This window comes from Leuconostoc carnosum (assembly GCF_007954525.1).
Lineage (GTDB): Bacteria > Bacillota > Bacilli > Lactobacillales > Lactobacillaceae > Leuconostoc > Leuconostoc carnosum.
Genome location: NZ_CP042374.1, coordinates 378,042 through 402,740, shown reverse-complemented (window position 1 = coordinate 402,740; position 24,699 = coordinate 378,042). Strand labels below are relative to the sequence as shown.

The 24,699-nt window shown below is 37.3% G+C and carries 22 protein-coding genes and 1 riboswitch; all 22 genes read left to right on the top strand.

Annotated elements, in window-relative coordinates; genetic code table 11:
• The first annotated feature begins 19 nt into the window (after window positions 1-19).
• Window positions 20-571, top strand: a complete 552-nt coding sequence (locus FGL89_RS01895; RefSeq protein ID WP_014974097.1) for a hypothetical protein — start codon at window positions 20-22, stop codon at window positions 569-571.
• On the top strand, window positions 564-1,946 hold the full coding sequence (locus tag FGL89_RS01890; protein ID WP_014974098.1) for a nicotinate phosphoribosyltransferase: 1,383 nt from the start codon (window positions 564-566) through the stop codon (window positions 1,944-1,946). The genes FGL89_RS01895 and FGL89_RS01890 overlap by 8 nt, the downstream gene beginning before the upstream one ends.
• Window positions 1,947-1,948: 2 nt before the next feature.
• On the top strand, window positions 1,949-2,284 hold the full coding sequence (locus FGL89_RS01885; protein WP_041773146.1) for a hypothetical protein: 336 nt from the start codon (window positions 1,949-1,951) through the stop codon (window positions 2,282-2,284).
• 57 nt (window positions 2,285-2,341) lie between these two features.
• Window positions 2,342-2,517, top strand: a riboswitch (Lysine riboswitch).
• 81 nt (window positions 2,518-2,598) lie between these two features.
• The gene (lysA, locus tag FGL89_RS01880; RefSeq protein WP_014974100.1) at window positions 2,599-3,900 is read left to right on the top strand and encodes a diaminopimelate decarboxylase; all 1,302 of its coding nucleotides are present in this window, start codon (window positions 2,599-2,601) and stop codon (window positions 3,898-3,900) included.
• 73 nt (window positions 3,901-3,973) lie between these two features.
• On the top strand, window positions 3,974-4,681 hold the full coding sequence (gene dapD, locus FGL89_RS01875; RefSeq protein WP_014974101.1) for a 2,3,4,5-tetrahydropyridine-2,6-dicarboxylate N-acetyltransferase: 708 nt from the start codon (window positions 3,974-3,976) through the stop codon (window positions 4,679-4,681).
• Window positions 4,681-5,841 (top strand): N-acetyldiaminopimelate deacetylase, encoded by a 1,161-nt coding sequence (locus FGL89_RS01870; RefSeq protein WP_014974102.1) that lies wholly within the window; start codon window positions 4,681-4,683, stop codon window positions 5,839-5,841. Before dapD ends, FGL89_RS01870 begins: the two co-directional genes overlap by 1 nt.
• Window positions 5,834-6,706: a 4-hydroxy-tetrahydrodipicolinate synthase gene (gene dapA / locus FGL89_RS01865; protein WP_014974103.1), complete on the top strand. Its 873-nt coding sequence runs from the start codon at window positions 5,834-5,836 to the stop codon at window positions 6,704-6,706. The genes FGL89_RS01870 and dapA overlap by 8 nt, the downstream gene beginning before the upstream one ends.
• A 2-nt stretch (window positions 6,707-6,708) precedes the next feature.
• A complete protein-coding gene (gene dapB / locus FGL89_RS01860; RefSeq protein WP_014974104.1) occupies window positions 6,709-7,434 on the top strand; it encodes a 4-hydroxy-tetrahydrodipicolinate reductase in 726 nt (241 codons plus the stop codon).
• Window positions 7,435-7,493: 59 nt separating this feature from the next.
• Entirely contained in the window at window positions 7,494-8,294 is an 801-nt protein-coding gene (gene recX, locus FGL89_RS01855) for a recombination regulator RecX (RefSeq protein ID WP_014974105.1), read from the top strand.
• A complete protein-coding gene (locus FGL89_RS01850) occupies window positions 8,294-8,572 on the top strand; it encodes a hypothetical protein (RefSeq protein ID WP_014974106.1) in 279 nt (92 codons plus the stop codon). Before recX ends, FGL89_RS01850 begins: the two co-directional genes overlap by 1 nt.
• A 67-nt stretch (window positions 8,573-8,639) precedes the next feature.
• A complete protein-coding gene (ntdP, locus tag FGL89_RS01845; protein ID WP_014974107.1) occupies window positions 8,640-9,209 on the top strand; it encodes a nucleoside tri-diphosphate phosphatase in 570 nt (189 codons plus the stop codon).
• A gap of 126 nt (window positions 9,210-9,335) precedes the next feature.
• Window positions 9,336-12,848 (top strand): PD-(D/E)XK nuclease family protein, encoded by a 3,513-nt coding sequence (locus FGL89_RS01840; protein WP_014974108.1) that lies wholly within the window; start codon window positions 9,336-9,338, stop codon window positions 12,846-12,848.
• Entirely contained in the window at window positions 12,848-16,561 is a 3,714-nt protein-coding gene (addA, locus tag FGL89_RS01835) for a helicase-exonuclease AddAB subunit AddA (protein ID WP_135197275.1), read from the top strand. The genes FGL89_RS01840 and addA overlap by 1 nt, the downstream gene beginning before the upstream one ends.
• Window positions 16,562-16,630: 69 nt before the next feature.
• A complete protein-coding gene (locus FGL89_RS01830) occupies window positions 16,631-17,320 on the top strand; it encodes a rhomboid family intramembrane serine protease (protein WP_135198295.1) in 690 nt (229 codons plus the stop codon).
• Window positions 17,317-17,523 (top strand): YqgQ family protein, encoded by a 207-nt coding sequence (locus tag FGL89_RS01825; RefSeq protein WP_014974111.1) that lies wholly within the window; start codon window positions 17,317-17,319, stop codon window positions 17,521-17,523. Before FGL89_RS01830 ends, FGL89_RS01825 begins: the two co-directional genes overlap by 4 nt.
• 181 nt (window positions 17,524-17,704) lie before the next feature.
• Complete coding sequence (locus tag FGL89_RS01820; RefSeq protein WP_014974112.1) at window positions 17,705-18,664, top strand: ROK family glucokinase; 960 nt, start codon at window positions 17,705-17,707, stop codon at window positions 18,662-18,664.
• Between the two features lie 195 nt (window positions 18,665-18,859).
• Window positions 18,860-19,648 carry a type I methionyl aminopeptidase gene (gene map, locus FGL89_RS01815; protein ID WP_014974113.1) on the top strand — a complete coding sequence of 263 codons (789 nt, stop codon included), beginning with the start codon at window positions 18,860-18,862 and terminating at the stop codon, window positions 19,646-19,648.
• 16 nt (window positions 19,649-19,664) lie between these two features.
• Window positions 19,665-20,300, top strand: a complete 636-nt coding sequence (locus tag FGL89_RS01810) for a sugar transferase (RefSeq protein ID WP_014974114.1) — start codon at window positions 19,665-19,667, stop codon at window positions 20,298-20,300.
• A 2-nt stretch (window positions 20,301-20,302) separates the two neighbouring features.
• Window positions 20,303-21,286, top strand: a complete 984-nt coding sequence (locus FGL89_RS01805; RefSeq protein WP_014974115.1) for an ABC transporter ATP-binding protein — start codon at window positions 20,303-20,305, stop codon at window positions 21,284-21,286.
• A gap of 3 nt (window positions 21,287-21,289) precedes the next feature.
• On the top strand, window positions 21,290-22,105 hold the full coding sequence (locus FGL89_RS01800; RefSeq protein WP_014974116.1) for an ABC transporter permease: 816 nt from the start codon (window positions 21,290-21,292) through the stop codon (window positions 22,103-22,105).
• Window positions 22,106-22,108: 3 nt separating this feature from the next.
• Window positions 22,109-22,885 (top strand): DUF4422 domain-containing protein, encoded by a 777-nt coding sequence (locus FGL89_RS01795; RefSeq protein WP_014974117.1) that lies wholly within the window; start codon window positions 22,109-22,111, stop codon window positions 22,883-22,885.
• Window positions 22,886-23,040: 155 nt separating this feature from the next.
• A complete protein-coding gene (locus FGL89_RS01790; RefSeq protein WP_147000319.1) occupies window positions 23,041-24,615 on the top strand; it encodes a teichoic acid glycosyl transferase in 1,575 nt (524 codons plus the stop codon).
• Window positions 24,616-24,699 lie beyond the last annotated feature (84 nt).

Here is a 24,699-nt window from a genome sequence, read left to right as displayed (position 1 = left end):
TTTTTAGTATAATAGAATTATGAATAATTTAATTATATTACAACAGTTAACGGAAATAACAACAGAAGAAATTGCACAAGCACTGGATGCTGAGGTATCGTTGGTAAAATCTTGGCAAAATGAAGAGGCGATGCCAACAATTGCTGAATTTGAAGCCCTAAGTGGTATCTTTTCAAGCCAATTGGATGCTAAAGGCATTGAAGCGCAAACTGCAAACCATCCAATACATATTCGTTTATCAATGGATTACCTGATGAATTTAGGCCTGACAGTTTCTGATTGGATTTCATTAAAGTGGGCTTCCGAGGGTGAATGGCAAGGCGACAAATTAGCTGTGGGCTTTTTTGACCAAGGAAAGCTCACACGTGTAGCAGAATCGAGTGACGAATTTGTTGCAGCTTTTGCAGGGTACTTAATTTTGCAAACTGAGGGTGAATTTGAGCCATACATTGATGAATACGATGACGATAAAGTATATGATTGGCGTTTATTGCGTATGAGTGAGAATACTTATCGAGATGTCACCCGAGAATTTATCGCCACAGACTTACCGGAGATTAGTTATGAGTGAAAATATTATTTTAGCAACTGATGCCTATAAGTTAACCCATCATTTGCAATATCCTACTAATTTAACGAAACTATATTCATATGGTGAAGCTCGCGTTGGCGGGAAGTTTGACACGGTAAGTTGGTTTGGCTTATCAATGATTTTACACGATTATTTTCATGAGCCAATAACAGATACGATGATTGATGAGGCACAAAAGGTCGCTCACATGACTTTTGGCACTTCAGCCTATTTTAATCGTTCAGTCTGGGAAAAGGTACGCGATCTGGGCTATTTTCCAGTGAAAATAAAAGCACTGCCAGAGGGATTAGAAGTACCGACTGGTAATGCTTTATTTACTATTGAATCAACTGCTGATTGGTTTGCTACCAGTTTAAATGCTTTAGAAGTGGTTTTAATGCACGTCTGGTATCCGACAACTATTGCGACAAATTCGCTTAACATTAAAAAAAGGTTAAAACCATTGCTTGAAAAATCTGGGACCGTCGCTAATTTGTTTCTGGCAGTTAATGATTTTGGTTTACGTGGTGCAACGTCGCTTGAATCAGGTAAACGAGGTGGCGCAGCACATTTATTACACTTTCAAGGATCGGATAACATGGCTGCTTCACAATATTTTGAATCAGTTTATGGTGTTGCGGGTCGTGCGTTATCGGTGTGGGCAACAGAACATTCAGTTGCGACAGCTTACGGATCAGGGCAAGGCGAGTTCGATTATGTGAATGCACAACTTGATCGTACCCCAGATGACGCTGTGCTTTCAATTGTGATTGATTCTTATGATGCGTTACAGTTTATAACTACTGTTATTGGATCACCAGAGATCAAAGCACGTATTATGCAGCGTGAAGGACGTATTGTTTTGAGACCTGATTCTGGTGATCCCAAAACAATTGATTTACAGGTTTTGGATGCATTAGCGACTATTTTTGGTACAACCGTTAATCATAAGGGCTATCGTGTCCTTGATTATAATGTTGGTATTATTCAGGGTGATGGTATGAAGGCGGATACGATTGTCAGTTTGTATGAAGCCTTGATTGCAGCTGGTTGGTCTGCTGACAATCTGGTCGTTGGCTCTGGTGGCGGTCTGCTACAAGAAGGATTTACACGTGACACTGAGCGTTTTGCTATTAAAGCTGCATATGCTGAAAATTCAGCTGGTGAGAGAATCAATATTCAAAAAAACCCAAAAACGGATGTTAGTAAAGCATCAAAAGCTGGCTTATTGAAAGTTATCATGCGACAGGGTCAGATGGTGACGGTATCGCAAAAAGATAGTGGCGATGACTTATTGCAAACAGTTTATGACAATGGTGTTTTTTCACCAGTTGATGGTTCAGTAATTGTTCAACGCGCAGCCAATGAAGGGTAATGATGAATTATAATTTTAAAAAAACAACGGATGTAACCTCGGAAGTTAAAGTAGAACATTTGGACATTAAAGCTGCTGCGCAGGCTTATCGTGAACTTGAAGTTCGGGATAAGCAACCTGTCAGTGAAGAAGACACGACACTTGTCGGACATGGTGTTCAGGCATTAGGCACTGAGTCGGCGATTGGCAAGGACGAGCGTAAAGCACAAATGCAAGTATTGTTCAACCAAGGGATGACTAGCTATATTGATTTAGCGTTTGAACTGAACTTAGCAGAGTCCACCATTCGACAATATGGAAAGGAACTAGGACTCACATTTATCGATACATTATATTAAATGAAAAATTTGACATTATTTCGTCAGTAAGTTATGATAATTAAAATAAGAAATTAAGATTTACATAGAGGTTGCAATTGACATAAGTACCAAGACCAAGCTGTTGTAGCAGTGATGCGGTGTTGTGAAAGGGGATATTGCCGAAATAGTTTATCACTACCAAGATAGATTATTGGGACAATAGTTAATAACTGTTGGACTGTCGTTAGAGATAACGGTGAGCTATGGCAACTGTCAAAAATGCTAACACAAAAGCCTTTTGTCCGTGACCGTGGTCTCGAACGAGGGCTTTTTATGTGGATTTGGAGAACAAAATGACAAATTATTTAACTAATGAATTAGAACATTTAACAATTGACGGTGCCGATGCCGTTTCATTAGCAGAAACTTATGGCACACCGCTTTATGTGTATGATGTATCTAAAATTCGGCAAACAATGCGTGCTTTTAAAACGCTATTTGAAAAAGAAAACGTGCCTTACGTGGTGAGCTACGCTTCTAAAGCGTTTGCGACTAAGGCAATTTATCAAGTCGCTCAGCAAGAAGGGATACATGCAGATATTGTTTCTGGTGGTGAATTAGTTACAGCAATTAAAGCAGGATTTGATACCAAGCATCTTAGTTTCAACGGGAATAACAAAAGTTTTGATGAGCTGACGCTAGCAGTAGAAAAAGGTGTTGGGACGATTATTATTGACAACTTTCTGGAGTTAAAATTATTATCAACAATTGCACAGGAACATCAAATAAAGCAAGATATTTTGTTGCGCATTTCACCTGGTATTTCAGCGCATACACATGAATTTATTAGTACTGGACAACAAGATTCGAAATTCGGATTTGACTTACTTACGGGTCAGGCCAAAGAAGCTTTCCAAATAGCCAAAAATGACGATAATTTGAATTTGCGTGGATTACATGCGCATATTGGGTCACAAATTTTTGATGTGACTGGCTTTGAAAAGAATGCAGCTTTGCTTGCTGATACAGCGCAAAGTTGGGGATGGCAGCCCGCCGTTATTAATGTTGGGGGCGGATTTGGTATTCGATATACGGCCGATGACAAGCCGTTACCAGAAAGTGAATATGTTGCGGCTATTATACGCACACTTAAAGGCAAAGCAGCTTCATATGACTGGAAAATGCCTGAAATATGGATTGAACCAGGTCGTTCAATCGTTGGTCCAGCTGGACAGACGCTTTACACCATCGGTTCACGTAAGGATATTCCTGATATTCGTCACTATTTAGCTGTTGATGGCGGTATGGGAGATAATATCCGACCGGCATTATATCAAGCACAATATGAAGCGGTATTAGCTAACCAGCCTAATGCACAAACTAAAGAAGTTGTTCGTGTTGCAGGTAAATATTGTGAATCAGGAGATGTTTTGGTGTGGCAACAAGCCTTACCAGAAACACAGCCAGGAGATATATTATCAGTATTGGCTACAGGTGCTTATGGCTATGCTATGGCATCCAATTATAATCGTAACCCACGTCCTGCTGTTGTATTCGTAGAAAATGGCAAACATCAATTGGTTGTTGCCCGTGAGACTTATGAACATATTATGTCGCTGGACAAAGATTATACATTACAAAGTTCAACAAAATAGTAATGCGCTCTGTTTATTTTAGCTGTTACAGTTGAAGTAGACATCATTAAATGACAAAGAGGAATTGAAGAAGATGACAGAAGTACAAAATGATGCACAACGCTTGATTGATTTCATTGCCAATGCTAAAAAGATAACTATTGTAAAAGTGACTTATAAAGGCGTATTGAGTGGTGAAGTACCAGCCAGTGTTCAGCAATTCGGTGGTGTTGCTTTTGGTCAGTTAATTGGTGATTGGTCTGATATTCAACCATTGATTGCGAATTTACCTGCAGAAAATGTTTTTATTGAAAATGATGCACGCAACTCAGCTGTACCATTATTAGACAAAAAAGCGGTTAATGCACGTATTGAACCAGGTGCAATTATTCGAGAACAAGTTGAAATTGGTGACAATGCTGTTATCATGCTAGGAGCTGTGATTAATATTGGTGCTGAAATTGGGGCTGGTACGATGATCGATATGGGTGCTATTTTAGGTGGCCGTGCGATTGTTGGTGAAAATTCACATATTGGCGCAGGCGCAGTTTTGGCTGGTGTGATTGAACCAGCTTCTGCACAGCCTGTTCGGATTGGAAATAACGTATTAGTTGGTGCTAATGCCGTTGTCATTGAAGGTGTTCAAGTGGGTGATGGCGCAGTTGTTGCGGCAGGTGCTATTGTCACGAAGGATGTCCCAGCCAATACAGTAGTAGCTGGTGTACCTGCCAAAGTCATTAAGTCAATTGATTCGCAAACACAACAAAAGACAGCTTTAATTGATGCCTTAAGGGGACTTTGATGAGTGAAATTACTGGTGAAGTATTGCAACAATATCGACGTGATTTACACCGTATACCTGAATTAGCACTTGAAGAGTATGAGACACATGATTATTTGTTAAATAAAGTTAAAGGTTGGCAAAACGATACGATGACGATTCGTACAGTAGATGCTTTGCCAACAGCAATTTTAATTCGCTTTGAAGGTAAAGATCCGCAAAGAACATTAGGTTACCGCGCTGATATTGATGCTTTGCCAGTTGAAGAAAAAACTAATTTACCTTTTGCTTCTCAGCATGCTGGACGTATGCACGCTTGTGGTCACGACGTACATATGACGCTTGCGTTAGCAATGGTACAGTACTTTAGCCAACATCAGCCAAAAGATAATTTGATTATCTTTTTTCAACCAGCAGAAGAAGCTAAAAGTGGTGGTAAAGTCGCTTATGATTTAGGCTTGTTTGAAAATGAGTGGCGACCAGATGAATTTTATGGTATTCATGACCAGCCTGCTTTACCAGCTGGGATGTTAAGTACGTTAGCAGGGACGCTTTTCGCTGGCACAGCAGAATTGACAGTTGATGTTCATGGCGTCGGTGGACATGCTGCTTATCCACACTTACTTAAAGATCCTATTGTCATTGCTTCGGAACTAATTGTGCAATTACAAACAGTTGTCTCTCGCTCAGTTAACCCAATTAAGGGTGGTGTTGTTAGTGTTGGTAAAATCCGTGGTGGTTTTACTAACAATGTTATTCCTGACGATGTTCATTTTGAAGGGACTGTTCGTAGTATGACAAAATCAGGATTAGATGTCATGATGACACGCATTCGGCAAATTGCTGCTGGTGTTGCGTTAGCTAATGACGTTGTAATTGATGTATCACTAGAGAGTGGTAGCTATTTGCCGGTTGAAAATAATATTAAGTTAGCTAATAATTTGATTGATTTTATGACAACTCGTGATGATATCGCTTTTGAACTGGCAGAACCTGCGATGACGGGTGAAGATTTTGGTTATTTACTTCAACAAATTCCGGGTGTTATGCTTTGGCTTGGTGTCAATGATGTGACACATTCATTGCATAGTCCACAACTCAACATTGATGAAAGTGCCTTGTTACCTGGATTTACAGCTTTAAAAGACTTTATAGAATGGCGGATGAATCAAAATGTATAAAAATATTAATTTAATAACGGCAATTATTACACCGTTTAATGAAAAAAATGAAATTGATTACCCTGCACTCGACCACGTGATTGATCATTTATTGTCTCATGGGACACAAGGATTAGTTATTGCGGGGACAACTGGCGAATCGCCCACGCTAACACACGCTGAAAAATTAGCACTCACACGTCATATTGTTGACTATGTAGCTGATGATGTTTTGTTAATTGCTAATGCAGGCACAAATAACACTGTAGAATCAGTTCAAAATGCTAAAGAATTAGGGGCAATTGACGGCGTAGATGCGATTTTAGCTGTGACACCATATTATAATAAACCAAGTCAAGCAGGTATGATTGCACATTTTGAAGCGATTGCAGATGCTTCACCTAAACCTGTGATGTTATATAATATTCCAGGACGTTCAGCGGTAGGCTTAACAGTAGATAGTGTTGTTACATTAGCGCAACATCCTAATATTAACGCTGTTAAAGAAACAACTTCGGCAGAGTTTATTGGTGCAGAAGTTGAAAAAACACAAGCTGTTGATTTTTCAGTTTATACTGGTGAAGATGCGCAAACATTAGCTGCTTATTCTCAAGGTGGGGCAGGGACGATTTCAGTGGCTGCTCATTTATATGGGGATGATATTGCGGCATTGTTTACAGCAATGAACAGTGGTGACTGGCGTGAAGCTGGTCGTTTGCAACGTTATTTGACACCACGCATGAACGCACTATTTGCATTTCCATCTCCAGCACCTGTTAAAGCGAGTTTGAGTGCCATTGGTATGGTTAAAAATATTGCACGTCTACCAATTTTACCGTTAACGACTGATGAACAGACGCAACTTAACGAATTGTTGGAGGGGTAATTGTGACTAAAATTATTTTAGCTGGTGGATTTGGTAAACTTGGACAGGCAATCCAGAATGGTTTGGTTAATACAGACTATGAAATCGTTGGTATTTTAAGTGGCAAAAATCATGAAAGTGATTTTCCTGTTTGGACATCAGTAGAAGATATAACTGTTTCAGCTGATATTTTCTTGGATGTTAGTACACCAGCAAGTGTTTATGATAATGCACTTTGGGCGATTAAAAATAATATGGCTGTTGTCATTGGTGCAACAGGGTTACAAGATGATCAGATTAAGTCATTACAAAATTTGGCAACAAAGGGTGTTTTGATTGTGCCTAACTTCAGCTTGTCAGCTGTGTTATTGATGCAGTTTTCACAACTTGCTGCTAAATACTTTGCTGATGTGGAAATTGTTGAAGCACATAATCCTAAAAAAGTTGATTCGCCATCTGGTACTGCTGTACAAACTGCTAAGTTGATAGCAGAATCCAGAGTTGATGCCCCACAACAAACGCAGGTTGGACAAGCACGTGGTCAGCAGATTGATGACGTACCAGTCCATGCGATGCGATTACCAGGGTATATTGCGCAACAAACGGTTTATTTTGGTGGTAATGATGAGCAACTCACACTGAGCCAAAGTACAACAAGTCGTTCCGCTTTTGTGCCTGGTGTTTTATTAGCGTTAGATGGCGTTAAAAAAATAGATGGATTAGTCATTGGTTTGGATCATGTTTTGTAAAATTGATAAGCTAATATAAAAAATAAGCGCTCAGGCGCTTTTTTTCGTACAATAGAATTATGAAAACTATTACTAAAATTTCAACACAAAAGCAGGCAGGACGATATAGTATCGAATTGGATAAGCAATTTGCTTTTGGGGTCGCTGAAAGTGTTCTTATCAAATATGGTTTAGCAAAAGGGCGTGAGTTGGATGATCAATTAATTGAACGTATTAAGTATGATGATAATATCGCTAAAGCGCGTAATGCCGCCTTAAATTATCTTGGTCACGCCTTACGGACAGTCAAACAAGTACGACAAAAATTGACTGAAAAAGAGATTGAAGACCGTATTCAAGATGAAGTGATTGTGCAATTAACTGATCTCGGCTATTTGGATGATATGAACTATGCATTGCATTATGTGTCGACTAAGAAGAACATTAGCCCCAAAGGTCCGGTAGTTGTTAAGCGAGATTTACTACAGGCGGGGGTATCTGAGGAAATAGTGACCACAGCTTTAGCGACGTATACCATGGAAGAGCAATTAGCACTTGCTGAAAAAATGGCCCTAAAATTTTCGCATACTTACCGTCACGACGCAACGCGTAATAAACAACAAAAAATTTTACAGGCACTAGCAAATAAAGGGTTTTCATTTGATGTTGGACAAGAAGTTTTGCTTCAAATTGATACAGTTAATGATGATGCGTTAGAATTAGAAAATATTACACGCCAAGCAGAAAAACTTTGGCGTCGCTATCAAAAGGAAAATTTGAGTCAACGACAATACAAAACAAAAAATGGACTTTATGCTAAAGGCTACACAAGTGAATTAATTGATCGTGTAGTTTCGACATTAGTAACTGGTGAGGGTTAATGCAATTTTATGATATTAAAGTATTACAAAAAAGGTATGACACGGCTAAGAAACAACAGGAACAGATGAAAGCCGAGATCGTTCAACTTCAAAATCAAACAGAAAAAGCAGATGATATTTATAGATGCCAGCAACAAAAAGTGCTTACTAAGTCGATAACACAACTAGAAAATATTATTTCTCAATTGCATCGTCAATTGCTTAGTGCTCAGAAATCAAGTAAAAAAGCCAACACACATCACTTTTCACGGTCAAATACACATCGAAACGACTTGTAGTATATCATTTAGTCATGACATTTGGTACAATATAGTAGAATTCGGTGTTAGAAGAGTAGGTATGATCATGAGTTTGAATAAATCGAGTCGCGGTCCGCGCGAAGGCGATTTCATCACGATCAAAAGTTATAAACATGACGGCTCTTTACATCGAACTTGGCGTGATACCATGGTGTTAAAAACCAGTGAAAATGCTATTATTGGATTAAATGATCATACTTTAGTGACGGAAGATGATGGCCGGCGTTGGGTGACTAGAGAGCCAGCAATTGTTTATTTTCACAAGAAGTATTGGTTTAATATTATTGCAATGATACGTGATAATGGTGTGTCGTACTATTGTAACTTAGCGTCACCTTTCGTACTCGACAAAGAGGCGCTAAAATATATTGATTACGACTTGGATATTAAGGTATTTCCTGATGGTGAAAAGCATTTACTAGATGCAGATGAATATGCTGCACATAGCAAAAAGTGGCATTATCCACCAGAAATTGATAAAATTTTGAAAGCTCATGTTAAAATTTTAGTGGACTGGATAAACGAAAATACTGGACCATTTTCACAAGGGTATGTTGACATCTGGTATGCAAGATATCAATATTTGATGCAAGAGCGGTTGAAAGATCGTCGTTGAAAAAAAGACACGTAGTTTCTGCGTGTCTTTTCTGTATGATAAAATATAGTCAGTGTCAGCCAATATTGTGTATTCAAGTGAATGTCAGATAGTAACAGATTAACGTAATGATGAAAAGGGGCGTTCATGTCATTAACAATTTATATGAATAACGCGCAACAAGATTTGCGTAGCAGTTTATTAGAAAATATACAAGAAAAATTAACAAATGATTCGAACCTGACCGTTTATTACATTGTCCCCAATCACGTTAAATTTGATGGAGAAGTGGATGTTTTACGGCGATTTGCGCAACGCAATGGGAAAAATCCGGCAACAGATATATACGCTCAAAGTCGGTTACAGGTTTATTCATTAACTCGATTAGCTTGGGCTTTAATGAAGGATATACCAAATTTTCAACCCGAGGTTATTCAGCCAAGTGGTTTATTTATTATGGTATCAGATATTTTACGTGATTACGCGCAACAATTGCCAATTTTTGCCCGTATGCAAGCTAAATCTGGTTTTGTGTCAGCTTTGGTGTCGCAGTTAGTAGAATTACGGGCTAGTCGTATCACACCAGAAGATTTATTACAAATACTCAATGATGGCACAGACGATGAGAGTTTTTTACGTCAGTCATTAGCATATAAATTACGTGATTTAGCCATAGTAGCCGATGCGTTAGATAAAAAGCTTGGTGACACGTATATTATGTCTCAAGAAGTTTTACCTATTTTTGCAACGCATTTAGCTCAAACAAAATTAGAAAATGTTGCCTTTTATTTTGATAGTTTCAATGGTTTTACCAGCGCTGAATTAAGCGTTGTCAATCAATTAATCATTCAGTATCCTGTATCCATTGCATTTTGGGGCGATGCCACGAGGCTTGGTCAGCAGCAAGAAGGCGATGTTTTTTATAAACCAATGATGATGGCTCAGCAATTAATGGCAACGGCGCGTCAAGCTAATCAAGCAGTACATGTTGAGATACCGAAAATGCCGCGTGAAATCAGTGAAACTAGTCACCAATTGCTATCAGCTTGGGAAGCTTTGGGAGAATACAGACAATTCACTCCAAAAGATGGGTCAGTTGATTTAATGGCATTTGCAGCTGAAAATACAGTTGTGGAAATACAAGAAGTTGCGCGTCGTATTCGACAGTTACTTGTTCAAAACAAAACGCTACATTTACGTGACATCATTATTTTGTCACGAGACCTTAAGCCATACGAAACTCATATTCCAGAAGTTATGTCACAGTTTGATCTACCGTATTTTTTAGATACAGATCAGACAATGGCAAAACATCCTTTAGTTGAATTATTATTGACCTTACTTGGCCCCAAAAAATCACGATTTCAATATCAAAATGTGATGACTATTTTAAAGACTAGCCTATTACGTCCTTATCAGAATGGACAAATGGTACCAGAGGATGAATTTTTTGATATTGTGAGTTATTTTGATAATTATTTGTTTACAAATCGTCCTTACGAAGCGACTTGGCGGAATTTAGAACAACCTTTTGAACTATTTAAAATAGATGACCAATCTGGTGACGATGATGTCACAATTAGACCGGAAGATGCATTAATAAATCAACGTATCAACGTGTTACGCCGATTTATTTTAGAGGCGTTTGACGCATTAGAAAATCAGTTGGCTGCTGCTCAAACAATGCGTCAAGCTGCAACTCGTTTGGTTGATTGGTTGCAGCATTATCATGTGACAGATACAATTATTGTGCAACGTGATGATTTATTGGCACAGGGCGAATTAGTACGCTCACGTCAAGGCGAAGAAGTTTGGCAAATGTTTAGTCAAACGCTTGATGAAATTGTAGCGATTAATGGTGATGCAGCGTTTAAATTAGATCAATTTAGAGAAATATTAGTTGCTGGTTTTTCCGGTGCAAAGTTTGCTGGCATTCCAAATAATTTAGATCAGTTGACAATTTCGGAAGCAGGTATTGTTCAAAGTAATCGTTATCAGTATCTGTTTTTTATTGGTGGCACACGATCAAATTTACCAGCTACGGCTCGAACAATTGCCTTAATTAATGACTCTGAACGACTAATTGTTCAACCATCATTGCAAGCTGGGGATACGCCAAAGTACTTGCAAAATACGGCACAGCAACAGATGGCAGAAGAAAATTTGTTGTTTTATGGTGCCTTAGCATCAGCTACAGAAAATGTTACTTTGTCTTATCCGATTTTGGATTCTGGTGGTAAGATTGCTGATATGTCGCCATTTTTCAAACGATTGGTTGATACTTTCAACACTAATGTGCTGAAAATAGCTAGTGTACCAGAAACAAGTAGTCAATTGCTTAAACAATACGTTGGTACAGCACGGTCAACTTTGACAGAATTAGTTAAAATCTTACCGAAGCAACATGCAACCGCCGCTTTTAAAGCGCTACAAAACGTGGTCAGCCAACAAGAAGGCGAGCGATTAGCGCGTGTATTAGCTTCACCCAATTATCGTAATACAACCACAGTGTTGAAACCAGAATTTGTAAAAGCGTTATTTGGTGAGCATTTGAATGTCTCTATTTCACAATTAGAAAGTTATTATCAAAACCCTTTGGGCTATTTTTTGAAGTATGGTTTAAATTTAAAAGAACGTTTAACTAATGAATTGAATGTCGCACAGACAGGCACACTTTATCACGCCGTTTTAGAAAGTGTCATGCGAACGATTATTCAAGAAAATTTGACTTTACGTGACCTAAACGTAGCTGATCTGACGACGTTAGTATCTCAAAAGATGGCAGAACAATTACAATTATCCCAATATAATTTACTTCAAGAAACGGGTAAAATGCGTGCTACACGGGATTATTTACAGTCAGTGAGCATGACTTTGGTCAAAAATTTGCAGCGTGCCGCGATGGTTAATCAATCTAAACCAGAAGCAGTTGAAAAGCTATTTGGGTTCCCAGATGCGCAATCATTACCACCTTTAAAGTTTACTCATGGTAAAGGGTCAGTAACTGTCCGTGGTAAAATTGATCGTTTTGACACGCAAGATACACAGCATGCTTATGGTACGGTTATTGATTATAAATCCAATGGCAAAACATTTGATTGGGGACAAGCATTTGACGGCTTGCAGATGCAGTTATTAACTTATTGGCAAGCAGCGCAATTAGGCGCAGACCAACTAGGTGTTGAAGCGATTGGTGGCGCATTTTTTGCGCAAATAGCGCCTAAAAAAAGACTGATCACTGATTTTAAGGGTGACATTGATGATTTATTGGCTGGTAAAATCATACCAGACGTTTTTAAATATCGCGGTCTATTTGTGTCTGAAGATGCTTATATTGATAGTTTAGATGTCCTAAAAGATAGTCAGGGTTCTGATTTTTATCAATTGAAAAAAACAAAAGCGGGTACCTTATATGCGTCGAGTGATTTTGTGGCAGCTGATGATTTTGGTTTACTTTTGCAACGTAACATTGACAATATTCAACAGGCTGGAGAAAATATTTTGTCAGGAAAATTCCCGTTAGAGCCAACTACTGGTAGTCTCCAATTTACACCGTTTACTGATGTTTTGCGTTTTGACCGTGGTTTAGGGGATAATTATCGACCAGAATCGCCAAAAGGCAAAGACAACATTTTGAAGATATTAAAAGGAGAGGATTGATGGCAACACGATTTACCGAAAATCAACAACAGGCTGTTTATGAAACGGGACATAATATTTTAGTTGCCGCTTCAGCCGGTTCTGGTAAAACAACAGTACTTATTGAACGATTAATTCAAAAAATATTATCCGGTGTGAGTGTTGAAAATTTTTTGATTGTGACCTTTACTAATGCTGCGGCACAAGAGATGAGAGAACGTTTGGAAAAAGCTATTGAAAAACGGATGCACTCAGCTGATGCAGCGCAAAAGCGCTTTTTACAAGAACAATTACTGTTACTACCAGCAGCTAATATTTCAACAATTGATGCCTATGCTTTACGGGTTATTGAAAATTATTATCATATTATTGGGTTAGATCCACAATTCCGTTTATTGTCCGACACAGCTGAACGTGATATGCTACGGCAAGATGTTCTCAACGATGTATTTGCACAATTTTATGACGAATCACATGAACAAAATAGTGATTTCTTAGCACTGGTAGCAAATTTTGGTAATCCAAATAATGATAAATCTTTGCAGCAAATTGTCTTAAAATTAGCTGATTTTGCTGAAGCGCGACCAGATGGTGATCAGTGGTTAACTGAGCTCAGTGAAAATTATTTACCAATGCAACAAGATTTAACACAGACAACCATGTATCAAGAGGCAATTTTGCCTCAACTTTCAAGCGTTGTCCATCAACTACTAGTTCAAGCACAGAATGTGCTAATCACCATTGAAGGCGAACCAGTTTTTAACAAGACACAGCTCGCTTTTGAGGCACTTGTGAGTTATCTTTCCAATATTCAAAGTCAGTTAACAGAATCAAATTGGGATAGTTTGCGAGAATTGCTTTTGCAAATGCCAAAAGTAAGCATGGAAACAAAGAGCAAAAAAGCAATCAAAGAGGATGCACAATTACTAGATATTTTGTCGCAAGCAACGATCGTAAAAAATCAGATTATTGGTTCTGATTCTGAAATGAAGTCGTTAGCGCAAACTTTTTTTCAATTTAATCAACAGCAGTGGCGTCAAATTGAAGCATCAGCATTAAAATTGGTTAGCACCCTAATTGATGTGACACATACTTTTCGTGAGGATTTCTCAGTTGAAAAACGTAACGATAAGTTATTAGATTTCCCTGATTTAGGCACCTTGGCTTTACAAATTTTAGAAGATGATGCAACGAGACAGACGATTAGTAGCCAATTTTCTGAAATATTAGTTGATGAGTACCAGGATATTAATCAGTTACAAGAAAAGTTATTAACGCAAGTGTCAAATGGACATAATATGTACATGGTTGGAGATGTTAAACAGAGCATTTATGGCTTCCGTCAAGCGGAACCAACTTTATTCACGAGCAAATACAAACGCTTCGATAATTCAGCTAATGAAGATATTCGAATTGAACTAGCTGATAACTTTCGTTCGCAAAATAATGTGACCCGAGCAACCAACTTAATTTTTACGCAATTAATGGATGAAAAACTAGGGGATATTGCTTATACTGGGGAAGCAAAGTTAGTGCCAAAAGCAGCTTATCCTGAAATAGTACCAGCTATTTTTGATTTAGATATTATTCAGCAAGTGAATACAAAGAAAACTATTTCTGAGAGTCATGAGAGCGACGAACAAGCATTTGAAAAGCGGCAAGCACAGTATGCTTTATTAGCGAATAAAATTTTGGCTTTACGGCAGACTTCTATTTACGACCGTAAAGCTGATCCAGCTGGCATGCGGCCTGTTGAATATGGCGACGTTGCTATATTGACGCGTTCAAAATCGGGGTACATTGATCTTGTTGCGGCTCTTAGAGAAGCTGGCATTCCAACTCAAGTAGAATCAGTTGGTAACTACTTTCAAACAATGGAAGTTTATTTAATGTTAGATGTACTGCGTGTCATTGATAACCCACACCAAGATATACCATTAGCCGCTGTTTTACGTTCACCGATGTTTAATTTTAATGAAAATGATTTAGCTAGTGTACGTTTAGCAGATAAAAAGCATGACTATTGGACTGCTTTGCAGATTTTTGCTAAAAACGATCAACGTGGCGAAAAAATTTTGTCGTTATTTCAGAAATGGCATAAATTAGCCATTCAAAATGATTTAGTGACACTTATCTGGACTATCTTTGATGATACGGCGTGGTTAGACTATGTTGCTGGTATGCCTGGTGGTAGACAGCGTCAAGCTAATTTACACGCGCTATATGATTATGCGCGCACATATCAAACAAATACAAATGCTGGATTATTCCGTTTTGTACGTTATATTGAGCAATTACAAGAAAATGACGGACAACTTGGTGAAGCGCCACAAGAAGCTGATGAACAAGCAGTGCGGATTATGACTATTCATGCATCGAAGGGACTGGAATTCCCGATTGTATTTCTGCCTGAATTTGATAAAGCTTTTAATACGAAAGATATGACTAATCCCGTCTTGATTCAAAAAAATGAAGGGATTGGGATTGAATATCTTCAACCTGATGCCTTAGTGGCGATGCCGACACTACAAAAATTAGCCGTTAAAAATGCTTTAAAACGTCAAAGCTGGTCCGAAGAGATGCGACTCCTATATGTGGCTTTGACGCGTGCTGAACAACAATTACATATTATTGGTACGATCAAAGTAGATGATGAAGGTAGCAATGACCGACTAACTAGATTATGGGCACGTGCTAAAGAAACAACAGGTCAATTTTTACCAGAAGATTTACGTTTAGATGCAAAATCTTATTTAGAATGGGTGCTAATTAGTTTGGCACGTACTAAAAATGCAACACTAGAATCATGGTTAGGGGACGGTGAGACACCACATATGCTTGGCAGCGAGACGTCATTAGAAGCTCAATTCGATGTCAAATTAATCACTGAACAGGATATTGAGTCAGTATCATCCACTATTTCAGTAGATCAAGTCACACCTGTATCTGATAATTATGATGCCAAGGATTTTACCTTAGCAGAACAAACCATCAATTATCAGTATCCAAACTATCTGGCTACTAATACAGCGGCTTACCAATCAGTCAGTGAAATGAAGCGTCTCTTTGAAGATCCAGATCGTACTGAATTACAAGAATTAAAAGTACAGGAAGATGGACGTTTTGAACCAGCACGTGAATTGGTCAGTGATACCCTTGTTTTACCAAAATTCATGACAGATGGCTCACAAAAGCCTTCTAGTGCTGCAGTGGGAACAGCGACACATTTAATTTTACAATTGGTTGATTTTGATGAACCAATTACGCGAGACACTTTGGAAACTATACGAGACACACTAGTGACAAATGGCCGAATGATTGAACCAGTAGCAGCTCTGATTAATATTGATAGTTTATTGAGATTTTTGGACACACCATTTGCTAAATCACTGACACAGCACGCCAAAAGTTTAAAGCGTGAGGTGACTTTTGCTATGATTATGCCTGCTAAACATATTTATGCAGGCATTTCTGATGAGGCACCAGTCCTTGTTCACGGTATCGTTGATGGTTACTTTATTGATGAAGCAACTCATACAGTAACAATTTTCGATTACAAGACAGATTTTGTGCGGCACGATCGTTTAGCAGAGGATTTACAAAAGCTTGTTGCACGTTATAAAGGACAACTGAATATCTACAAAGCAGCACTCCAACAAGAATTTCCAACTTATCATTTCAATGCACCGCAATTAGTTGTACTGCATACTGGACAAGTTATTGACGTGAATTAATTTATGATGGTTTGTGAAAGATGGATTTTACTTGTCTCAAATACTTTTGAATAGTGTAAAATAGGTGACATGATAAATTCTTTTAAACAACAATTTAGAATCGCGCCGGTAACTATGAGTATTTTGGCAGTCACAATACTTGTGTTTATTGCTGAGGGGTTATTTAGTGGTGGGCAGACAGCCAATGGTGAGTTTTTAGTGTCATTTGGTGCAAAATGGGGACCATATATTCATCATTATGATCAATATTGGCGGTTACTAACACCTGTATTTTTACACGCAGGTTTTATGCATATTGCTACTAATATGCTGACATTATGGTTTATTGGGCCATTAGCAGAAGAAGCTTTTGGGCGTTGGAAATTTCTTGGCCTATATTTTTTTGGTGGCATATTTGGCAATATTATGTCCTACCTTTTTGCGCCATTAACTATATCAGTTGGTGCTTCAACAGCGCTATTTGCGATGTTTGGTGGTTTGATTTTATATGCTGTTCAGTTTAAGGAAGATCCACGTATTCGTTCACAAGGTACAATAATGATTCTATTTGTTGTCCTAAATTTAGTGACAGGTTTTGCTTCGACAGACATTGATATGTGGGGACATATCGGTGGGTTAATTGGTGGTATGATGTTTACTGTCATTTTTGGTTTCTATGGTCGTTCAGGGAAGTTTCCTTGGCATGTCCGGCTAGCCTTGGTTATTGTAACTATTATTGTGATAATTTTGACGGTTATATCTGGTGGAGGCACAGTATGAGAAATTTTTATGATGTATTATCAGTTTTAAAAACTTTTGGCGTTTATGTTCATGTTGGCAAGCGTTTGTGGGACATTGAAATGGCAGCATTAGAGATTGATAACTTATATAAGGCTGACGTCATTGATAATAAACAGTACGCGACAATGAAATTAATTTTAGCTCACGAACACCGTTTAGAGGAAGAATCACCAAGTGATTAATTTAATGGCAATTGTTACAGAAAATTGTGAAAACGTTTGCATTTGTAAGCGTTTTCTGTTAGGATAAATGGGTATTAAATTTTGTAGGAGGAAATGTGTTTGGTAATTAGGTGTCAGTTGAGCTTGCTGTAACAGGCTTTACAATAAACTGTAACCAATAATTACCACACATCTTGAGATTATGATTAAAGACAAATTAATAGGCGTTGATTTAGGTGGTACAACAATCAAGTTTGCGATTTTGACACAAGAAGGTGAAATTCAACAAAAGTGGTCAATTAAGACTAATATTTTTGATGATGGCTCACACATTGTGCCGGATATTGTAGATTCAATTAATCATCACCTAGATATGTATCAACTTGATCGTGAGCGTGTTATTGGTATCGGTATGGGAACACCCGGTACAGTAAACCGCACGGCAGGTACAGTTACCGGTGCTTTTAATTTAAATTGGAAAACAGAACAAACTGTAAAAGCTGATATCGAAGCCGGTACCGGCTTAACATTGACACTTGAAAACGATGCTAACTCAGCAGCACTTGGTGAGGCCTGGAAAGGTGCCGGCAACAATGATGATGAAGTATCGTTTATTACACTAGGTACTGGCGTTGGTGGTGGATTAGTTGCAAATGGTCGATTGATTCATGGTACAGCTGGTGCTGGTGGCGAAGTCGGTCATGTTGTTGTTGAACCTAATGGTTATTTGTGTACATGTGGTAACAAAGGTTGCTTGGAACAATATGCTTCAGCAACTGGTGTCGTTCATTTGGCACAAGACTTTGCTGAAGAGTATGTTGGTTCATCTCAATTGAAGCAATTAATTGCAAATGGTGATGAAGTTACATCTAAAATTGTATTTGATTTAGCTAAGGAAGGTGATTTCTTAGCTAATGAAGTAGTCAACAAAGTAGCTTACTATTTGGGTTATGCTGTTGCAGCAATGTCAAATATGTTGAACCCATCAGCAGTCGTTATTGGTGGTGGTGTGGCAGCTGCGGGTGAATTCTTACGTGCTCGTGTTGAAAACCAGTGGGAGGCATTTGCCTTTCCGACAGTTCGTACGTCAACTCGTGTGAAGTTAGCTGAATTGGGTAACGATGCTGGTGTTATCGGTGCAGCTTCATTAGCACGTATTTAAATTTCTTAGTAAAATAAAAAGTCACATTTATTGATACTAAATATAAAGATTAACTTAAGCAACCAACAGGTTGCTTTTTTGTTCTTTTATACTTTTTAACAATTTAAGTTTTATTTAGTAAAAAAAGGTATAATATATAGTGATTGTTATTCTAAATATCAACTAAAATAAACTTTTAACAGGAAGAAGTAAACAATGATTAGTTTGAAATCACCAAGAGAAATTGAAGCTATGCGTCAGTCAGGTCAAATTATTGCAGGTATGCATCACATGTTGCGTGATTTGATTAAACCAGGTCTTGATACATGGGAGATTGAAACAAAGAGTCGCGAATATATTGAAAGCCATGGCGGCGTACCATTACAAATTGGTTTTGAAGGCTTTAAATATGCGACAACAATTAGTATTAATAATGAAGTGGCCCATGGGTTACCTCGTAAGGGATTGAAACTAAAAAATGGTGATCTCGTTAAAGTTGATACAGTTGTTGGTTTGAATGGTGCGGTATCGGATTCTGCGTGGTCATATGTTGCTGGTGAAGCCTCTCCGGAAGTGAAAGAATTGATGGCTGTTGCTAAAAAATCGATGTATCTAGGCATTGATCAAGCTGTTGTGGGTAATCGTATTGGTGATATTGGTAACGCCATTGAGCAATATACTGAAGTAGAACATCATTATGGTGATGTGCGTCAGTACATCGGTCACGGTGTTGGTCCAACAATGCATGAAGAACCACAAGTACCACACTACGGTAAACCAGGACATGGTGTTCGTTTACGTGAGGGTATGGTTATTACTATTGAGCCCATGATTAATATGGGTGGCTGGGAAGTTGATACTGATAGCACTGAAGAAGATGGCTGGACAGTAAGCACTCATGATGGTTCATGGTCAGCACAATATGAACATACATTGGCAATTACAAAAGATGGGCCAAAAATTTTAACCAGTCAAGATCCAGAGTTTGATGCAAAATATTTGTAAAAAGTGAGCTAAGAATTTGAAAATTAAACCAAAATACAAATCATATTTAATTACTAAGCGACTTATTGATGTGGTTTTTGCTTTACTTGGATTAATCATGTTATCACCAATTTTTTTGATTGTGTTTATACTACTAAAGATTGATAGTCCAAAATCACCAGCTTTCTTTAAGCAAGAACGTATCGGGAAAGATTGGAAACCATTTTATATTTATAAGTTTCGTTCAATGGTCGCTAATGCCGAGGAAATATTAAAATCAGACCCAGTTTTGTATCAAAAATACGTGGCAAGTGGTTACAAATTACCTACTAAAGAAGATCCGCGGATTACAAAACTAGGTTCTTTTTTGCGACGCTCAACGATAGATGAGTTGCCCCAGTTTTGGAATATGTTAATTGGCGATATGAGTTTGGTTGGTCCACGACCAATTGTTGATGAAGAATTGAAAGAATATGGCGATCAGGTTGATATATTTTTGTCTGTACGACCGGGTGCACTTGGCTTGTGGCAAGCGAGTGGTCGCTCGCTTATCGAATATCCAGAACGTGCCAAAATTGAGTTAGAGTATGTTGCTAAAGCCGGTTTTTGGTACGATATTAGCATTGTTTTTAGAAATGTAATTGCTATATTTAAATCTAAAGGAGCTTATTAATTATGGGTGAAGAACACAAGTTAAAAGTCTCAGCGCGATATTTAACAAAAACATTTGATTTAGGTAAGAGTAAGTCTGAGAAAGTACGTGCGATTTTAAACCCACTGAGTAAAGGGCCAAAGAAATTTTGGGCTTTAAAAGGTATTAGTTTTGATGTGTACGAAGGGGATGTTGTCGGTATAGTCGGTGTTAATGGTTCTGGAAAATCAACCCTTTTGAATGTTTTAAGTGGCTTATTGTTGCCAGCGTCTGGTACGATGAAGATTGACGGTGAAACCAGTATGTTAACAGTGAGTGCTGGTTTACGTGCACAATTGACAGGGCGTGAAAATATACGACTTAAATCTCTAATGATGGGGAAAACAAATAAAGAAATTGATAATCAAATGCAAGAAATTATTGAATTTTCTGATTTAGGTGACTTTATTGACCAACCTGTTAAAGATTACTCATCTGGTATGAAATCTAAATTAGGATTTTCGATTGCCGTCCATCAAGACCCAGATATTTTAATTATTGATGAGGCTTTATCGGTTGGAGATCAAACGTTTGCTCAAAAAGCTTTAGCTAAAATGAATGAGTTTAAAGCACAAGGCAAAACAATTTTCTTCGTTTCGCACTCGTTGCAACAAGTTCGCCAGTTCACGGATAAGGTGATGTGGATTCAATATGGCGATCTGAAAGCAATCGGCAAAACAGCTGAAATTGCTGATGAATATGAGAAATGGACTAAGTGGTTTAATGGTCAGAGTAAAGACGAAAAGAAGAAGTATCAAGAGGAACAAAAAGCAAAACAAATAGCATTTTCTGAAGAAAAATTGACACGACGTGTACAATCTGATGAAAAATTGGCGATGGATGAAAAACAACATATTGTTTCTCATATTGCAGTTGGCGATTCAATGAGGCCACAAACTTGGGGATTACTGAGTTTATCAATTATAGGTGTGTTGTTATTTATTTATCAATACGCGATGTGGGGCTAAAACATGAAAGAAATTTGGTTAGTTTTAAAAGAACAGTTTAAATATTTTCCGGTGATGTGGCGCTTGGCGAATTATGAAAAAAAGGCACGCTATCAAAATCATGCGTTAGGAAACTTTTGGTTGTTCTTGAATCCATTTATGCAAGTAGCAACTTATTGGATTGTATTTGGATTTGGATTTAATACGCAGAGCCCGGTTAAAGATGTGCCTTATATGCCATGGTTAATTATTGGTTTAGCAACATGGTTATTTATTAATACATCATTTATGGATACAACTTGGAGTATTTCAGCTAATATCTGGCAAATTGCTCGCATGAAGTTTCCCATGAGCATTATGCCTATGATGCGTACCATTATGAACTTCAATGCTTTTATATACATGTTGGCCATTGGTGTTGTGATGGCAATGTTTTATGGCTTACCAGTGACTTGGTATTGGTTACAAGTTATTTACTATATTTTTGCTGCGTTTGTCTTTTTATACGCGGTAGGGATATTCAATGCCACAGTTACTGTATTACTAAGAGATTATCAGCAAATCATGCAAACAGTCATGCGATTTATCTTTTGGGTATCAGGGGCACTATTTTCTGTTTCTGATAAATTTGGTGCAGGTCATGAGCGTATAGTGCGCGCATTGGAAACTAACCCTTTTTATTATCTTGTAAGTGGTGTGCGTGACGCGTTTTTTGGACATACTTGGTTTTGGGAAAATACATATCCGACATTGATTTTTTGGGTGTTTACATTCGGTGTGATGCTTCTAGGCTCACATTTGCACATTAAATTCCGCGCTTATTTTGCAGACTTGGTATAATAAATGATTGAAAAAATTCAAATTTTGGTTGCTGCACATAAAGATGTTGAGATGCCAAAAGATAAAACAATATATGTACCTATTCAGGTTGGTACGGCATTAGCTAGTAAAAAGTTTGATGGTTTCATCTCTGATGATACTGGTCATAATATTTCTAAGAAGAATCTAAATTTTAATGAATTAACTGCATTATATTGGGCGCGACATAATAGTGATGCTGATGTCATTGGTTTAGTACACTATCGCCGTTTCTTTTCTTTAACAAAACAAAAAAGTATACAAAGCATATTGCCTGAAGAAGACTTGCGACGGCTATTACGGTATACAAACGTGATTGTACCTAAAAAACGGCGTTACTGGATTGAAAGTAGTGAATCACATTATCGTCACGCACATCATGGTGAGGCTTTAGATGTGTTACGTGAAGTAATCGCAACGCGACATTCTGATTATTTGGTAGCATATGATAATAATATGAAAAAGACATGGGCGCACATGTTTAACATGTTAATTATGCGTCGTGCAGAATTTGATGCGTATACAGACTGGCTGTTTGATATCTTATTTGCTGTAGAAGTACAATTACAAGATGAAGTAGATAATTGGGACACCTACGAAAAACGTGTCTATGGGTTTTTAAGTGAACGACTACTAGACGTGTGGTTAACAAAAAATCATATTCATTATACTGAAGTGCCTGTAATATTTATGGAAAAACAAAATTGGCTACTTAAAGGTGGTAAGTTTTTAGCACGTAAAATAGGTTTTGGTAGGGTTTAGAAAGTACAAATGAGCTTAAAAAGTGTATTTATTAAATGTTTCAGGAAAAAATTATATAAATTTCTTGAAATATTTCAATAGATATACTTTTTAAATAATAAAGTATATTAGAGCATGAATGTGTCAATGTATGGGTGGGGATCATGAGAGAAACAATGGCAACTAATAAAATAACATTAATTTGTAAAAAAATAATACCTATATTAATTCTTTTTGGGGCTAGCCTTACTAGTATTGGATCATCGCCATTGTACAGAACAAATCCTTGGGTAGATAGTAATGCAATGTTGACAATGGGACGATCTTTACTGCATGGTCTTATCCCATTCAAGGATATAATCGAGCAACGCGGTCCATTTTTATATGCAATATATGCTGGTGCGGCTGCCATCAAGGAAACAAGCTTTCTTGGATTATTCATCCTTCAAGTGTTTAATTTGTTTATTATTTATTGGATTTCATACAAAATAGCTAAAGATTTAAAGCCGGTTTTCTTGTCACCAGAGTGGATAGCTTTACTTGGCCCATTAGCGTTAATCTCAACAAGTTCTTTTAGCTTTAGTGGTGCACCTGAAGAATTTGCTTTTGGATCGATATTATATTTATTGTATATTTTGAATCACTGGCATTATAATGTTTTAGAGATCCCTTTAAGTAGCTTCTTTTTATTAGGATTAAATTTGTCTTTGGTTTTCTGGAATAAATATTCGTTAATAGGTACTTTTGTTTTTTTCTTTATATGGGTTGCAGGTGCATTTCTTTATAATCGACAATTCTTAAAATTATGTCAAGTTATATGCTTTTCAGTATTAGGCTTTCTGAGCATTTCGTCTATTATTATATTATTCTTCACTGTGAACGGTGCTTTCTTAGATTTGATACATATCTATTTTGTACAAAATATGACAGCTTATGGACAAACAGATACTTCTATACTTGCTAGGTTATGGCAATTGTTATATCTGATTTCCAAAGCATTTCGTACACATTATATTATTATAATTATTATTACTTTAAGTTGGGTAAAAGCTTTATATCAAAAAGTTGATATAAAAATCGAACTAATAATTTTTCTTGGATCACTAATATTTTTAGCAATGCCACATTGGATTATTAATTATTACAATCTAATTTGGATGCCTTTCTTTGCTTTGGCATTGATGAGGTTGGCATCGTCAGATTGTTCAGTACAAGTTGAAAATCACATATCAAAATTTTCAGCTAAATTTTTGATAGTGTCAGCATTGATTTTTTTGCCATTTATAAACAACCAAGATTTGAATCGGTTGGTTATTCGAGGTGAAACACAAGCGATTAATGGCAATAAATATAGGGCACAATTAACGCTAGCAAAACAGATACGTACTAATTTGCGCAAGGGCCATCAGCCATCGTTAATTGTTATTAACAATATAGACCCAGGTTTCTATTTAACAACTCAAACAATACCTAAAACGCAATATTGGCACCGTATGAATATGACGTATCAACAGCTGCCATCCATGTATCAATCATTTGAAAACACAATGGCTAAGAAAAAAGTGGATTTTATTATTGTTAGATTAAGGGTGCAGCCTAAAAGTGAAATAAGGGAATTAACCAATCAAATTAATGTAGCAATTGATCCTAGTTTGCGCAAAGCATTATGGAAAAATTATGAAATTAAATCAGTGTCTCAAAATAGCAAAGATGAGTCTTATGTATTATTGATACAGAATCTAACTGAATAAAAAGAGCCATTAGATTAACATATTAAAGTTAATCTAATGGCTCTTTTTATTATTAGTTATTAGGTTATATTGGAGAGATAAATA